The sequence below is a fragment of the Streptomyces lateritius genome, assembly GCF_014649715.1.
GTDB classification, from domain to species: domain Bacteria; phylum Actinomycetota; class Actinomycetes; order Streptomycetales; family Streptomycetaceae; genus Streptomyces; species Streptomyces lateritius.
This window is the reverse complement of sequence record NZ_BMTO01000003.1, coordinates 297,647-310,646: the sequence shown is the minus strand read 5'-3', so window position 1 is coordinate 310,646 and position 13,000 is coordinate 297,647. Positions and strand designations below refer to the sequence as shown.

The following is a 13,000-nucleotide window of genomic DNA, read 5'->3' as shown; positions in this document are numbered from 1 at the left end:
GTGGCCGTGTTCACCCCGTCGTGGTGTCGTCGTCCTCTGCGAGGGTCCGCCGGGTCACGGCGAAGGCCACGTCACGGGCCGGCACACCTCGATCCCCCGGGGCCGTCACACCGCCGGTACGCGGGCGAACCGCCCGGCCGTGCGCAGGTCCTCCTCGATGCGCCCGACAGCGGTGCGCAGCTCGGGGAGCACCTCGGCGACGCACTCCTCGATGCTGCGGCGACTGCTGTGCATGGCCACGTTGACCGCCGCCACGGCCACGCCCGCGCGGTCGCGCACGGGTACGGCGATGGACCGCAGTCCCTGCTCCAGTTCCTCGTCGACCAGGGCGAACCCCTGTTTCCGCACCCGCTCCAGGATGTCGGCGAGTTCCACGCGCCCGGTGACCGTGTGCGGGGTGAGCGCCCGCGGTTCGACGCCCGCGAGCCACTCGGCGCGTTCCTTCGGCGGAAGGCCGGCGAGCATCACCCGCCCCAGGGAGGTGGCGTGGGCGGGGAAGCGGGTTCCCACGGTGATGTGGACGCTCATGATCCTGCGGGTGGCGACACGGGCCGTGTAGCGGACGTCCGCACCGGCCAGCACGGCGAGGGACGCCGAGTCGTGCACCCGCCGGGACAGTTCGGCGAGGTGGGGCGCCGCGATCTGCGGCAGGGGCAGACGCGAAAGGTGGGGAAAGCCAAGGGCGAGCACGCGGGGGGTGAGCCGGAACAGGCGCCCCTCGGTGCGGACGTATCCGAGGTGCTCCAGAGTGATCAGGGCGCGCCGGGCGGTGGCGCGAGCGAGCCCCGTGGCCTCGGCGACGGCGGTAAGGGGCAGGGCGGCACGGTCCTCGCCGAAGGCGGTCAGGACCGTCAGACCGCGCGCGAGCGACTCGACGAAGCCGCGTCCGAGCTCCTGCTTCGAGGCGTGGGTCCAGGCGGCGAGGCCGGCGGTCGGCGGCGCCTCCGCGGGCTGGTGCGCGGGCGGCGTCCGCCGCAGCGTTTCCTCCCATCCCTCCACGGCCTCGCGCAGCCGGGGCAGCATCGCCTCGCGCAGGGAGTCGGCGGTGTGGCGGCTGGTGTGACTCACCACGCTGGCCACGCAGGCCACGGCGCCGGCCTGGTCCCGTACGGGGATGGCCAGGGTGATCAGGCCGGGCTCGATGAGCTGGTCGTCCACCGCCCAGCCGCACTCCCCCGCCCGGGCCGCTCGCGCCGCGAACTCCTCGCCGTCCGGTCCGGCCCCGGGCGGCACGGCCGGAAAGCCGGAGCTGTGGGGGTCGGCGGCCCGTCGGGCGCGCCAGCGCTCCCACTCCGCCTCGGTCCAGTCGGCGGCGAACAGAGCGCCGGGGGCGGTGCGTTCGGCGGGCAGCAGGTCGCCGATGCGGAAGCTGAGGGACATCGCGCGACGGCGGGTGGCCTGGTGGACGAAGCGGATACCGTCGCCGTCGGCGACCGCGAGCGAGACCGACTCGTCGAGCGCGTCGGCGAGCGCGTCGGCGGGGCCGCCGAGGAGGCCGGGGAGACGGAGCGAGGCCAGATAGGCGTTGCCCAGTTCCATGAGCCGGGGGGCGAGGAAGACGTCACGGCCGTCGAGGCGCACGTATCCCATGCGGGCGAGCGTGCCGGTCACCCGGTCGACGGTGGAGCGGGCCAGCCCGGTGCCGCGTTCCAGGTCGCTGAGGCTGAGGGTCCCGTCGGCGTCGGTGAGCCTGCGCAGCACGGTGAGGCCGCGCATCAGCGGTGCGACGGCTTCCGGTGGCACGTCCGCCGACGCCCCGGCCCCCGGGGCCGTCGTGCTTTCGGTCGGTGGCATGGACTCTCCCTGAGGGATCTTGGGGACACCGCAATGAGTGACGGGCGTTCGGGCCCGCCGTGTCCGCGCGGGACGTCGACAGGGGCGGTCTGCGGGCGCAGACTCGGCCCGCGCGTCCTCCGTGAAGTTCTCTTCGCCAGGCGAACTAGTGTACCGACGAGGAGACTCGTATGCACACCACGTCGGAATCATCGGTGGCGGCCCGTCCGGCCTGCTGCTCACCCGTCTGCTCCACAACGCCGGCATCGACTCCGTCGTCCTGGAACGCCGCGACCGCCCGTACGTCGAACAGCGCCGGCGCGCCGGCATCCTCGAGCAGGCGACGGTCGACGCTCTGCGCGCCGCGGGGGCCGGGACCCGGCTCGACGCCGAGGGCCTGGTCCACGACGGGATAGAGCTGCGCTTCGACGGCCGGGCGCACCGGGTGGACTTCCCCTCGCTCGCAGCCGGCCGTCGGGTGTGGGTCTACGCGCAGACGGAGGTGGTCAAGGACCTGATCGCCCTCCGACTCGCCGAGGGCGGACCGCTGCTCTTCGACGCCGAGGTGCGGGCCGTGGAGGGCGTGGACGGCGACCGCCCGGTGATCCGCTACACCCACGAAGGCCGCGAACAGACGCTGACCTGCGACTACGTGGTCGGCTGCGACGGTTTCCACGGAGTCTCGCGGACGGCCGTCCCGGACCACGAGCGTACGACGTACGAGCGCACCTATCCGTACTCCTGGCTCGGCATCCTCGCCGAAGCGCCGCCCGTGTACGAGGAGTTGGTGTACGCCCACTCCGAGCGGGGCTTCGCGCTCGCCAGCATGCGATCGCCGTCCGTGAGCCGGCTCTACCTCCAGGTGGAGAACGGCACCGATCCGGCCGACTGGCCCGACGACCGGATCTGGGACGAGCTGGACGCCCGTCTCGCGCTCTCCGCCCAGCCCGAGTGGCGGCTGAAGCGGGGGCCGGTCACCCACAAGTCGGTGCTGCCGATGCGCAGTCCGGTGACGGAGCCGATGCGTTACGGGCGCCTCCTCCTCGCCGGGGACGCGGCGCACATCGTGCCCCCGGCCGGTGCGAAGGGGCTCAACCTCGCCGCGGCGGACGTGATCGTGCTGGCGCGTGCGCTCGCCCACTGGTCCTCCACCGGTTCGACCGCCCTCCTCGACACGTACTCCGACACGTGCCTGCGGCGGGTCTGGCGTGCCGCGCACTTCTCGTACTTCATGACGACGACCCTGCACACCGAACCCGGGCAGTCGGCGTTCGACACCCGGCTCCAGCTCTCCCAGCTCCACCGGATCGCGGACGCGCCCCACACCGCGGCGACCGAACTGGCCGAGAACTACGTCGGGCTGCCGCTCGATCCGCGGCACTGAAAGTCGGGTGAGCTGACTTCGGGCCGTCACGGAATGCCGGGACGAGAACGGGAGTTGCCCAGGACATGACTCAAGGCCCAGCACCCCGCGCCCTGTCCGACGACGCTCTCTCCGCTCTGCTGAGCACTCAGCGGTTCGGCACCCTCGCCACCAACAAGAGCAGCGGCCACCCCCACCCCACGACCATGCTCTACCACTGGGACGCCGAGGCGCGCGTCGTGCGGTTCTCCACCACCGCCGACCGCATCAAGGTCAAGCAGCTCCGGCGTGACCCGCGTGCGGCCGTGCATGTTCCGGGTGGGGACGTCTGGTCGTTCGCGGTGGCCGAGGGCGAGGCCGAGGTCTCCGAGATCACGACCACGCCGGGCGACGCGGTCGGGCGGGAGCTGCTCTCGATGGTGCCGGAGGCCGCGAGGCCGCGGGACGAGGAGGAGGACGCCTTCCTGGAGCAGCTGGTCGCCGAGCGCCGGGTGGTCATCCGGCTGAAGGTGTCCCGGCTGTACGGGACGGCGCTCGACATCAGCGGCTGAGACCCGGCTCCCGGCCGGCGGTCCCGGACGACCGGGACCGGGCACGGGCCGGCCGCCGAGTGCCGGGCACCACCGGCGCGCCGTACCGGTGCCCGTCCCGGCCTCGGTAGCGGCGTCAGTCCTGGGCGAGGCCGCCCTGCCCCCGCCCGGGCGGGGAGCGTCAGGCGGAGCCCAGTTCCGTGCTCAGGTGCCGGGCGCCGTCCGCGGCGAGGGTCGCCCACTCGGCCTCCGGGCGTTGCTTCCAGCGCATGTCGGGTACGGAGATGCTCAGCGCCGCCACCACCGTGCCCGTGTGGTCGCGCACCGGCGCCGCCACGCAGGAGACGTCCGGGTTGGACTCCCCGTACTCGAAGGCGAGTCCGGCCGTCCGGATCTCCTTCAACTGGCGGGCGAGCGCGACCGGTTCGGTGACGCTGTTCGGTGTCAGACGGACCAGGCCGTCCTCGACCCGCCGCTCCAGTTCGTCCTGCGGCAGATGCGCCAGGAGCGCCTTGCCGACCGCTGTGCAGTGGGCCGGCACGCGGCCACCCGCCCGGGAGACCATGCGGACCGACTGGGTGCTGTCCACCTTGCAGACGTAGAGGACGTCGGCGCCGTCCAGGATCGCGACGTGGACCGTCTCGTCGCACGCCTCCGAGACCGCGCGGGCCACGCCCAGTCCCACCGCGTGCAGATCGAGCCGCTCGGCGAAGGCGTTCCCGAGCCGGAAGACACTCAGGCCGAGGTGGTATGTGGCCGTGGCCTCGTCCCGCTTCAGGTACGCGCGTGCCGCCAGCGTCGTCAGGATCTCGTGCACGGTCGTCCTGGGCAGCCCGGTGCGCCGCGCCACGTCGGGAGCGGTCAGCCCCTCGCGCGCGTCGAGGAACAGCTCCAGGATGTCCAGGCTCCGCACGACGGCGGGCGTGAGTCGCGGCACCCGTATCACCCTCAACCTTCGGTCCGTCCGCGGCTGCCCCCGCGGCGACGCCACCCTATCCCTGGGAGCGCCCCTCGGTGTTCGAGATTTCGCACACAGCCACGGCGGACCGACTCTGGCGGTTACGGTGATCTGATGACCGTTTTCTGGAAAGCGAGCGACCCGGGCGTCCTGCGGCTCCCGTCCGGGCGCCTGGTGCGCGGGCGCGGGCTGCGGAACCCTCTCCCGCCGGGGCCGACGCCGGACTTCGCCGTCCATCTGCTCGGCAAGCACCCGCCCGAGGTGCCCTGGGAGGCTCGGTGGCTGCGCTGGCCCGACTTCCGGCTTCCCGCCGATCCCGGCCAGGCCCGGGCCGTCTTCGGCGAGGCGTGGGACCGAGCGGCCGAGGGGCGTGTGGAGATCGCCTGCGGGGGCGGCATCGGGCGGACGGGTACGGCCCTGGCCTGCCTCGCGGTCCTGGACGGCGTGTCGCCGGACCGGGCGGTGGAGTTCGTACGCCGGAGCTACCACCCGCGAGCCGTCGAGACGCCCTGGCAGAAGCGGTACGTCCGGCGCTTCACCGCCTGAGGTCCGCGGCTGCCGCCGCCCTCAGGCACCGCTCGGCGCGGGAGCCCCGGGCGGCGGTGAGGGCGGCGGCCCGGTGGGCGCCTCCGCGGACCCGGGCGACGCGGCCGCCCCGGGGGGCTCGGAGGGCCCCTGCCGCTCGGGCGGGACGTGCGGCGTGGCGGGCAGGGGCGTGACCTTGGCCCGTAGCGCGGAGGCGTAGATCTCGTCGGGGTCGAGCCTGCGCAGCTCCTCCGCGATCAGTTCGGCGGTCGTCCGCACCTTCAGCGCGAGCACACGGCTGGGTTGTCCGGGGATGGTCAGCCTGGCCACCGGCCCCTCGGGCCGGTCGATCCGGATCTCCCCGTCGGGCGTACCGAGACGTACGGCCGTCACGACCGGCCCTCCGGTGACGACCCGCTCGACCGGCACCCGCAGCCGGTCCGCGAACCAGCGGGCGAGGAGTTCGGCGCTGGGGTTGTCGGCCTCGCTCTCAACCGCCGCCGAGACGACCGTCGTACGGGCCTGGTCCAGAGCGGCGGCGAGCATCGAGCGCCACGGCGTGAGCCGGGTCCAGGCCAGGTCCGTGTCGCCGGGGGCGTAGGACGCGGCGCGGACGTCGAGCGCCGCCAGCGGGTCCTCGACGGCGTAGGCGTCGGTGATGCGGCGCTGGGCGAGCGCGCCGAGCGGGTCCTCGGAGGGGACCTCCGGGGCGTCGACCGGCCACCAGACGACGACCGGCGCGTCGGGCAGCAGCAGCGGCAGAACCACCGAGTCGGCCCGCGCGCCGAGTTCGCCGTGCAGCCGCAGGACGACGGTCTCGCCGGAGCCGGCGTCGCTGCCCACGCGGACCTCCGCGTCGAGCCGGGCCTCGTGCCGCCCGCGCGGCGAACGGGCATGGCGCTTGATGACGACCAGGGTGCGGGAGGGGTGCTCGCGGGAGGCGTCACCGGCGGCTTTCACCGCGTCGTAGGCGTTCTCCTCGTCCGTCACGATGACGAGGGTGAGCACCACGCCGACGGCGGGCGTGCCGACGGCGCGGCGACCCGCGAGGATCGCCTTGTTGATCTTGCCGGAGGTGGTGTCGGTGAGATCGATCTTCATGTCCGGCGCCTGTCCCTTCCGTCGCGTACCTCTGTTCCGGTAAGCGCTCGATGGGTCGAGGATCTTCCACTGGGCGGCTTTCCACCTGTCGAACGACGCCCCGTGGCCGAATCCCGTCGCCCGTTCACTTCGGGCCCGGCGCTCACGACCGTGGCGCCTTGTCCACCGTTCGCCCACCGCGCGGGCGGGGCGGGGGCGGGGTGACGTTCTCGGCCGCGCGTGCGTTGAAAGGATCATGAGCACACGTGATCCGATATCCCTGGTCGACGGCCGCCGCCACGAGCCCGTGCCGGGGCGTGCCTGAATGTTCCGCCTGTCGCCACGCTCCTGGTTCATTCTCTCGGTGCCCGCCGTCGCCTTCCTCATACTGATGGCACTCCTGACGTTCCCGTCCTCGCCGTTGTCCGACGGAGCCGCCACCGGGGACAGCCGCGGCTCCGCCCGGCCTCCGGTCCTCGCCGGGCCGTTGCGGGACAGGCCTCTGCCCGGTGGCGGCACGGCCCGGCTCTCCAGATGCCAGGTGGACGAGTGGCCGCGGCCGGTCGCCCGCGGCGACGGGGAGCGGGGCAGGGATCCGCTCCTGGCGCTGGGCGGCTGGGGGTACTTCGACCCGGGTTCCAAGACACCGGGCCGGGGCCGCTTCACCGTCCACGCGGCCGTCCGCGTCGCCGACCGGCCTCTGCTGCTGGACGCGCCGGTCTCCCGGGGCCGGGTCACGGTCGACATCCACGGCCCGCACGGCGAGGGGCTCCGGGCCTCGGCCCACGGGCTCACCGCGACCGTCGTGGACGAGCCGCGGCCGGACGGGCCGGCGAAGGTCCCGTCCTCCGGCCGGTTCCGCGTCGCGCCCGGCAAGCCCCTGCTGCTGGACATCGACCTCCCGGCCGGCGCGCTCTGCCCCGGACACACGCTCCACGACGTGGGCCGTTGCTCGCCCACGGACACCAACGACGCCGCGAACTGCCCGGTGGTGACCCTCACCGTCTCCGACCCGGCGGTCCGCGCCCATCGCGCCGCGGTGACGGGCCGGAGCCCGGCCGGGGTCAGCGAGCGACTGGTCGCGATCTCCCTGGAGCCGGCCGTCTCCCGGACGTGAGCCGTACGTCAGCGGTACGTCAGCGGAACGGCAGGGCGGGCACCGAAGCTGTGGGGAGACCGGTCGTCCGTACCCGGAACGACCACCGACCGAACGACCGCACCACCACACACGGGGAGCCTCCTATGCGTACGTCCATCCGCCGCCCTGCCCTTGTCGCGTCGACCCTCGTCGCCGCGCTCAGCCTGACGCTCACGGCCTGTGGCGGCGGTGACGGCGCGAAGGACCAGGGCGCCGCCGTCCCCGCCTCCAGCTCGGCGGCCGCGCGGGGCGGCGACACGGGCACGGCCGGCGGCGACACGGCCGGCACGGGCACCTCGGGCGCCGCCACGGCGGGCTCCGGCACCTCCGGCCCGAGCACCTCGGGTTCGAGCGCCTCCGGTTCGGGAACCTCCGGATCGTCCGACTCAGCCGACCCCGCCACGCAGGCCGGAGCCAAGAAGAACCCCGGCGGCAAGGCCCCGGCCTGCACCGTCGACGACCTCAAGATCTCCGCGGCCAAGCAGGAGGGCGTGCCGACCACGCACATCACCCTCACCGCGACGAACGTCTCCGGCCGCGCCTGCACGCTGCTCCGGTACCCGCTCATCGCGTTCGGCGACATCCAGACCGCCAAGGACGTCCCGTCCGTCGCCAAGAGCAGGCCCGCCACCCCCGTCGTGCTGAACGCCGGCGCCCCGGCGTACGCGGCCGTCCGCGTCAACGAAGGCGGCGTCGACGAGAACAACCGGGTGGTCACCTCCTTCCACGTGAACCTCTTCGCCGCCGACGGCCCCGCCGAGGGCAGCAAGGTCGTCTCCGCGCCCAAGGGCGGCCTCGCCGTCGACGACGCCGTCGCCAGGACCGGTTTCTGGACGCCCGAACTGCGCAACGGCGCCGACGAGTTCTGAGCCGCTGAGCCGACTCCCCCACGCACGGCGAGGCCCCGACCCCGGTCGGGGCCTTCCGCGTACGGCGGTGATCGCGACCACGGCGGGTCGCGCACACATCCGCCCCTCCACACGCTCGTCGCATGCCCGCAGGCGTACGCCGGGCCGGCTCGGGTAGCCGCCGCGCATGAACACCCCCGACGATCTCCGCACCCTCCAGGACATGCCCGTCATCGGGTCGCTGGACGAGCTCGCGGGCCTGCTCGCCGCCCGCGGCGGGCTGTACCTGCGATGGTCGAGAGGACCCGGCTTCGACCTGGCCGAGCACACCAGTCGCGACGGTCTGACGGGCATCGAGCTGCCCGGCCTCTCGGCCAACCCGCTCGACGCCGAGCCCTGGTGGGAGGACCGGTCGCTCCGCGTCTGGGCGGCGCGCCGCCTCCACGACTACTCGCACCTGCCCCGCATAAGGGGGCCGGGCGTCCGGCCGTGGCTTCTGCGCGGTACGGAAGCGGGGCGCGGGCCGGACAACGAACCGCTGGTGCGTGACGTGGCGCCACTGGGCTGGGTGGCCGATGCGGTGATCAAGGAGGCCGAGTCGGTCGTCGCCGGTCAGAACGGGGAGTGGGGCCCGATGAGCCGCGAGGCCTCGCCCGAGGAGACCCGCCGGAGAGGCACGTAGGGTGACCACAAGAGGCGATCCGGTCACCCCTTGTGCTTCTGTGGTGGGGACGGAACGGGCGACCTCCGAGGAGCGGCGATGCGGGCAGCGGTGGTGGGTCAGGGGTACGTCGGTCTGACGGGGGCGGTCGCCCTGGCGCAGCAGGGGCACCGGGTCGTGGGCGTGGAGCAGGACAGGGAGCGGCTCGCGTGCCTGCGGGCCGGGGAGCCGCCCGTCCTGGAACCGGGACTGATCCAGCAGATGACCGCCGTCCTGCGCACCGGCCGGCTGGAGTTCGTCGAGGACCTCGCCGACGCCATGGTGGCCGACCCGCTCGATGTGGTGATGATCTGCGTCGGGACCCCGCCCGCCGCCGACGGGTCGGCGAATCTCTCCCAGGTCCTGACGGCGATCGAGGAGTCCGCCGAACTGGCGGGTGCCCCGCTGGTGGTGCTGAAGTCGACCGTTCCGCCGGGGACCAGTGACATGCTCCTCGCCGAGTATCCCGAACTGCGGCAGCGCTTCGTCTGCAATCCGGAGTTCCTGAACCAGGGAAGCGCCCTCGACGACTGGCAGGCCCCCGCGCGGATCGTCGCCGGCGCGCACCACCCGGAGGCCGTCACCGTGCTGCGTGACCTGTACCGGTCGGTGAGCTGCCCCTGGGTGACGTCCACGCCGGCCACGGCGGAAATGATCAAGTACGCGAGCAACGCCTTCCTCGCCACCAAGATCAGCTTCGCGAACGAGCTGGCCCGCATGTGCGCCGCGCCGGACCTCAACATCGACCACGTCATCCAGGGCGTCGGGCTCGATCCGCGCATCGGCCACGCGCTGCTCCGGCCGGGCATGGGACACGGCGCCTCCTGCCTGCCCAAGGACACCGCCGCGCTCTTCCACTGGGCGGCCGGGCAGGGCATCCCTACGCCCCTCCTCGACGCCACCGTGCGGACCGATGCCCAGCAGCCCGCCGCTGTCCTCGGGCTCCTCAGGGAGAGCGTGGGCGGGCGGTTGCGGGAGCGGGAGGTCGCGGTCCTCGGTGTCCGTCACGAGCCGTGGAGCGACGACCTCAGGTCCGCGCCGAGCCGCGTGCTCCTGCCGCTCCTCCAGGAGCAGGGAGCCGCCGTCCGGGTCTGGGACCCGGGCCTCACCCCCGACGAGCTGAGCCACCTCGCCCCTTCGGCCACCCCGCACACCGCCCTGCTCACGGCGGTGGCGGGAGCACACGCCATCCTGGTCCTGACGGAGTGGCCGCAGGCCGTCGAGGCGGACTGGGCGGATCTCACCGCCCGTATGCGCGAGCCGCGGGTGGTGGTCGACGCGAAGAACTGCCTGCCTCCGGCTCTGCTCCACCGGCTGCCGGTCGTCTACCGCGGCATCGGCAACCGCCGCCCCGCACCGGAACCGGCGACGACGGAGCCGTCCGCGAACGACCCTGTCGCGACCGACCCTGCGGCGCCGCAGACCGTCGTATGACGGGTGTCCGGCGACGACGCGTGGCCTCCGGTGCCGGAGAGGTCACTCGGCGATCTCGGTACGCTCCCACCACTCGTAGACCGGGAGCCGGCCCTCCGGGCCGTCCTGGTGCCGTGCGGTGGCCTTGAAGTGCTCGTATCCGCCGCGGTGGGGGATCTTCAGGTCGTCGTCCGACGTGTCGAGGGGCACGATCCGCTCGGGCAGATCGGCCGGACCGCCCTCGAGTGCTGCCTTGTTCGCCATGCCTTCAGTCTTGCCACCCGCCGCGTCCCGCGCACCTCGGAGGCGCGCGGTAGCGGCAGGCGGCCGGACGGGTCTCAGGTACGCACGAGACTGTTGGGACCTTCGAGCGCGTCGGCCGCCTCGTCGTTGAACCAGTAGTCGCCCGCGGCCAGGTAGCGGAAGGCGTGCGTGCTCGCACCGGGCAGGGCGACGGTGACCGCGCGGCTGCCGTCCTCGCGGGGGCGCAGCTCGTGCGTGCCGGGCTTCCAGTCGTTGAAGTCGCCGACCACGCTGACCGGTCCGGGCGGGGTGTCCGCCGGCAGGACGAAGGTGATCTCCGTGTGGTTCTTGCCGCCCTTGCGGCGTTTGCGTTCGAGCATGGAAGGGCCTCCTGCCAGGTCGGAAACTGCGGGCCACATCCTGATACCGGGGCCGTCCGCCCGGGGGCCGACACGGCGGACGGGACACCCGGGCGGCGGAGCGCGGAGAGGACCCAAACGATTGACGTATCGTCAGATTGCCGTGACAGTGACGCCATGGCGACGACCCAGGGGATTCGCGTACCACACCGTCTCGGCCGGTGGGCGTGGGGAGCGGCGCTCCTCGCCCTCGTCGCCTCGGCGCTCGGAACAGGGGTACCGGCACGAGCGGCGGCCGATCCCCTTCCGTACGACGAGCGTGCGGCGGAGCTGACCGTCAGCGGCACACGCTTCCTCGACGGCCACGGCCGCGAGGTGGTGCTGCGCGGTTTCAACGTGTCCGGCGAGACCAAGCTGGCCGAGAACGGCGGACTGCCGTTCGCCGACGCCGAGGACGCACGTAGGTCGGCGCGGGCGGTCCGCGAGCTGGGAGGCGCCAACTCGGTCCGCTTCCTGCTCTCATGGGCGGCAGCCGAGCCCGTGCGCGGGCAGGTGGACCAGGTGTATCTGGCGCGGGTGACGGCACAGATGCGGGAGTTCCTGGCCGTCGGGCTGCGTGTGTACCCCGACTTCCATCAGGACCTCTTCTCCCGCCACGTCTTCGACGGGGACAGCTGGTACTCGGGCGACGGCGCACCGCGCTGGGTCGTCCAAGCGGGCGGCTACCCGCGGGAGTTCTGCGGCATCTGCGCCCACTGGGGTCAGAACATCACCCAGAACCAGACCGTCAAGGACGCCATGCGCGACTTCTGGACCAACCGGAACGGAATCCAGGACGCCTTCCTCGACACCGCGCAGGAGACCATGGCGTATCTCTCCACGCATCTGACCCGGGCCGAGTTCGCCGGGATCGTCGGCTTCGACCCGTACAACGAGCCTTATGCGGGGCAGTACGCGAGCGGGCAGGACGGCGGCGGCTGGGAGCGGGATCTGCTCTGGCCGTTCTACGAGAGGTTCCGGGCCCGCATGGACGCGGCGGGCTGGCGGAGCAAACCCGCCCTCGTCGAGCCGCACATGTTCTGGAACTCCAACCTCTCCTTCATGAAACAGCCCGGCGGCCTGCACGGCGTGGGGCCGCTGGGCCCGCGCTATGTGTTCAACACCCACTTCTACGACCAGGCGCGGATGTCCGGCTTCTTCGACCTGACCAAGGCGAAGGACGGTGAGTACGCCGGGGACTTCAACGCCGTACGGGAGCGGTCCACCGCCCTGGGCACCCCCGCCGTCGTCAGCGAGTTCGGTCACCCCCTGACCGGTACCTCGTCCGACAAGGCGCCGTCCGTCCTCAAGGGCCAGTACCAGGCGCTCGACAGCGGACTCGACGGCCGGAACTGGTGGCGGAACCCGGCCGCCGCCGGACCCGTGCTGTCCGCGACGCAGTGGCAGTGGGACGTCTACAGCGGTCGCCATCACGAGGCGATGAACGACAACCCCCGGAAGATCCGCACGGAGGGCGACGCCTGGAACGACGAGGACCTGTCCGCCGTACGCCTCGACGACAGGGGCCTCCCCCAGCTCCGCCAGGACGCGCGGCTCCTGGACCGTCTGTATCCGAGCGCGGTCGCCGGCCGTACGCTCGCGTTCCTCTACGAGGACCGCTCCCGCGACGCGGGGAAGACACTGACCTGGAGCCAGGTGCCCGCCGGCATGCCCGCCCTGGCACAGCTGACCGGCTCGGACCTTCCGTACGGTCTGCTGGTGTGGCGGGGCGGCGGGTCGGGCGCGCCGACGGAACTGCATCTGCCGGCCGGCTTCGATCCCGCCACGACCACGGTCGTCTCGGACCTCGGTACGGTGACCGGGCCGGGGGCCTCGGGAGCGATCACGATCGCCCCCGAGCCCGGCGGCACGGCCGCCCGCCGGATCCTCCTGTCCGGAACCTCGGAGGGATCGGCGACGGTGCACTTCGCGCTGGTGAGCGCGGCCCCGGCGACGGCCGAGCAGCGCACGGCCGTGCGCGCTGAGCTCGGGCGGTGGGTGGCGGCCGGCTTCGCCGCCGGATGAACCGGT

At 73.2% G+C, this 13,000-nt stretch carries 13 protein-coding genes; 8 read left to right on the top strand and 5 right to left on the bottom strand.

The genetic code is table 11. The features are described from left to right. Positions 1–105: 105 nt before the first annotated feature. On the bottom strand, positions 106–1,794 hold the full coding sequence (locus IE136_RS07785) for an IclR family transcriptional regulator domain-containing protein (protein WP_229818695.1): 1,689 nt from the start codon (positions 1,792–1,794) through the stop codon (positions 106–108). Between the two features lie 148 nt (positions 1,795–1,942). Here IE136_RS07785 and IE136_RS07780 point away from each other — a divergent pair, with 148 nt between their 5' ends. Together IE136_RS07780 and IE136_RS07775 are read left to right on the top strand one after the other, a co-directional pair. Continuing rightward, on the top strand, positions 1,943–3,157 hold the full coding sequence (locus IE136_RS07780) for a 4-hydroxybenzoate 3-monooxygenase (RefSeq protein ID WP_158992690.1): 1,215 nt from the start codon (positions 1,943–1,945) through the stop codon (positions 3,155–3,157). Between the two features lie 65 nt (positions 3,158–3,222). Further along, on the top strand, positions 3,223–3,687 hold the full coding sequence (locus IE136_RS07775) for a pyridoxamine 5'-phosphate oxidase family protein (protein WP_189599911.1): 465 nt from the start codon (positions 3,223–3,225) through the stop codon (positions 3,685–3,687). A 160-nt stretch (positions 3,688–3,847) separates the two neighbouring features. Here IE136_RS07775 and IE136_RS07770 read toward each other — a convergent pair whose 3' ends face one another. Then, positions 3,848–4,603: an IclR family transcriptional regulator gene (locus tag IE136_RS07770; protein WP_158992686.1), complete on the bottom strand. Its 756-nt coding sequence runs from the start codon at positions 4,601–4,603 to the stop codon at positions 3,848–3,850. A 135-nt stretch (positions 4,604–4,738) separates the two neighbouring features. Here IE136_RS07770 and IE136_RS07765 point away from each other — a divergent pair, with 135 nt between their 5' ends. Next, entirely contained in the window at positions 4,739–5,170 is a 432-nt protein-coding gene (locus tag IE136_RS07765; RefSeq protein ID WP_158992684.1) for a protein-tyrosine phosphatase family protein, read from the top strand. 21 nt (positions 5,171–5,191) lie between these two features. Here the strand turns inward: IE136_RS07765 and opcA are convergent, their stop codons facing one another. Further along, entirely contained in the window at positions 5,192–6,250 is a 1,059-nt protein-coding gene (opcA, locus tag IE136_RS07760; protein ID WP_189599910.1) for a glucose-6-phosphate dehydrogenase assembly protein OpcA, read from the bottom strand. 370 nt (positions 6,251–6,620) lie between these two features. Here opcA and IE136_RS07755 point away from each other — a divergent pair, with 370 nt between their 5' ends. The 4 genes from IE136_RS07755 to IE136_RS07740 all read left to right on the top strand — a co-directional run bounded on the left by IE136_RS07755 (position 6,621) and on the right by IE136_RS07740 (position 10,349). Next, positions 6,621–7,346, top strand: a complete 726-nt coding sequence (locus tag IE136_RS07755; protein WP_189599909.1) for a hypothetical protein — start codon at positions 6,621–6,623, stop codon at positions 7,344–7,346. 125 nt (positions 7,347–7,471) lie between these two features. Continuing rightward, the gene (locus tag IE136_RS07750) at positions 7,472–8,236 is read left to right on the top strand and encodes a DUF4232 domain-containing protein (protein WP_189599908.1); all 765 of its coding nucleotides are present in this window, start codon (positions 7,472–7,474) and stop codon (positions 8,234–8,236) included. 166 nt (positions 8,237–8,402) lie between these two features. Next, the gene (locus IE136_RS07745; RefSeq protein ID WP_158992676.1) at positions 8,403–8,897 is read left to right on the top strand and encodes a DUF6098 family protein; all 495 of its coding nucleotides are present in this window, start codon (positions 8,403–8,405) and stop codon (positions 8,895–8,897) included. A 78-nt stretch (positions 8,898–8,975) separates the two neighbouring features. Continuing rightward, positions 8,976–10,349, top strand: coding sequence for a UDP-glucose dehydrogenase family protein (locus IE136_RS07740; RefSeq protein WP_189599907.1), 1,374 nt, complete (start codon positions 8,976–8,978; stop codon positions 10,347–10,349). Between the two features lie 42 nt (positions 10,350–10,391). On the opposite strand, the gene IE136_RS07735 is transcribed toward IE136_RS07740, so the two are convergent. Continuing rightward, a complete protein-coding gene (locus IE136_RS07735; RefSeq protein WP_189599906.1) occupies positions 10,392–10,592 on the bottom strand; it encodes a DUF5988 family protein in 201 nt (66 codons plus the stop codon). Between the two features lie 74 nt (positions 10,593–10,666). Further along, positions 10,667–10,951 (bottom strand): isoamylase early set domain-containing protein, encoded by a 285-nt coding sequence (locus IE136_RS07730; protein WP_158992670.1) that lies wholly within the window; start codon positions 10,949–10,951, stop codon positions 10,667–10,669. Between the two features lie 156 nt (positions 10,952–11,107). Between IE136_RS07730 and IE136_RS07725 the strand changes: the two genes are divergently transcribed. Next, entirely contained in the window at positions 11,108–12,994 is a 1,887-nt protein-coding gene (locus tag IE136_RS07725) for a cellulase family glycosylhydrolase (RefSeq protein WP_158992668.1), read from the top strand. Positions 12,995–13,000 lie beyond the last annotated feature (6 nt).